3 protein-coding genes are annotated in these 1,515 nt (G+C 57.8%); 1 reads left to right on the forward strand and 2 read right to left on the reverse strand.

Going from position 1 to position 1,515, the window contains the following annotated elements:
• Positions 1–271 (forward strand): TCP-1/cpn60 chaperonin family protein (locus AB4Z52_RS36140; protein WP_442222601.1); only part of this gene is annotated, 271 nt, incomplete at its 5' end.
• Between the two features lie 425 nt (positions 272–696).
• Here the strand turns inward: AB4Z52_RS36140 and AB4Z52_RS36145 are convergent.
• The gene (locus tag AB4Z52_RS36145; RefSeq protein ID WP_442222602.1) at positions 697–1,020 is read right to left on the reverse strand and encodes a hypothetical protein; all 324 of its coding nucleotides are present in this window, start codon (positions 1,018–1,020) and stop codon (positions 697–699) included.
• Positions 1,017–1,442 carry a hypothetical protein gene (locus AB4Z52_RS36150; protein ID WP_442222603.1) on the reverse strand — a complete coding sequence of 142 codons (426 nt, stop codon included), beginning with the start codon at positions 1,440–1,442 and terminating at the stop codon, positions 1,017–1,019. The genes AB4Z52_RS36145 and AB4Z52_RS36150 overlap by 4 nt, the downstream gene beginning before the upstream one ends.
• Positions 1,443–1,515 lie beyond the last annotated feature (73 nt).

The raw sequence follows: 1,515 nt of genomic DNA on the forward strand, positions 1-1,515 counted from the left end.
GATCGCTGAAAATGCCGGTGACGAAGGTTCGATCATCGTCGGCAAGATCCTTGAAAGCAACACCGACAACTACGGCTACAACGCCCAGACCGGCGAATTTGGCGACATGATCGCCATGGGTATCGTCGATCCGGTCAAGGTTGTTCGCACGGCTCTGCAGAATGCGGCCTCGGTTGCCGGCCTGCTCGTCACCACCGAAGCCATGATCGCAGAAGTTCCCAAGAAGGACGCTGCTGGCGGCGGCATGCCCGACATGGGCGGTATGATGTAATCAGTTCCGGTTCTCCGGATTGATTTGCTATTTGCCACAAGGGGCTTCGGTTAACCGGAGCCCCTTTTTGTTATCGGACCACAGTTTTTACGGAAAAGTCGAGTTGACGGTGCGGCCTGAAGCGTCTTGAGGCTCGCCCATCCGCATCGCATCGGCCACGCGGGCTTCCTCGTCGTCAGAGACCAGTCCGGGCTATCAAAAAAGCAGCTCGGGAAAAACGCATCCGAAAGGCCCAGGCATTGTCGGACATTGAATTCCCCGCTCCAATCATGTGTTCCGGTGCATCGGAAGATTTGTTGGCGATTGTCATGTTAGTAGCTGAGATGTTGAAAACGACCGAAACCGCGCCGTCTCACACGTGGCAGTTGCTCCGGGGGCATGCGGCATGCGAGAACGGCCGCGTTGGTTTCTCTAGATGCTTTCGTTTAACAGCCCTCGAATGTGCGGTGGGTCAGGTAGGTACAATCGGCATCGGCGGGATCGCGCGTCGTCTCTGCGTCGAGACGGTTTGACCCCACGGACGAAACGTTCGGCGTAGCCACGACCTCAGATAGCGCGAAAAGCGCGAGCGACAGGCTGATTGCGATCGCCACGAGATCAAACGGAGTAAGTGGAGAAAACCGTCGTATCCAGACAATCCGCTCGACGGTCTTGGATTCGTCCTCGACCGCGATGCCACTCTCCAAGTTGGAGGAACCGATCTTCGAGCGAACGCTACGCGGCTTGATTGGCCGCTGTTGCCTGATCATCCCTCTCTGTCCGCCATGACATCCGCGGGTGTTTCTGCCGGGCTATGGCGCATTGGCGTCTCCAGCAGCATTGCTGGSAGCGCGCCCGCGACAACAAGGTGCAAGTTATGCAATACCCGGTAGCCGGTGGGCGATAGTTCCAACCGATCGTCGTCAGAAAGCACGAGACCACTTGCCAAGAGCGACCAACCGATCTCGCTCAACAAAGGCAACGCRAGGCCGGTCGATTGCGCGAGCTGCGCTTCCGAAACTGCCCCGGCAGTCGACAGTTGATATAAGACATTCAGCTCTGCGAACGTAAGCATCTTGTCCTCGAAGAGGTTCGCGATGGTCGCGAGAACGATCTTCGCCGCCGTTACCGCAAGCGGATCTAGCTCAAATCCGGCATCCTCAGTCGGCTCGATGCAATGCTGTCCATCCATTGCGTTGCTCCTTGTCATAAGGGGCGCTGGCGCTTTCGGCTGGGCGACCCGGAGAAGAAAGGTCGCCGGTCCC

It is taken from the genome of Rhizobium sp. 2YAF20 (assembly GCF_052114685.1).
Lineage (GTDB): Bacteria > Pseudomonadota > Alphaproteobacteria > Rhizobiales > Rhizobiaceae > Rhizobium.

Excerpts from the sequence above, each read along its gene's own strand:
- AB4Z52_RS36145 (WP_442222602.1), bottom strand. The coding sequence starts at position 1,020 with ATGATCAGGCAACAGCGGCCAATCAAGCCGCGTAGCGTTCGCTCGAAG.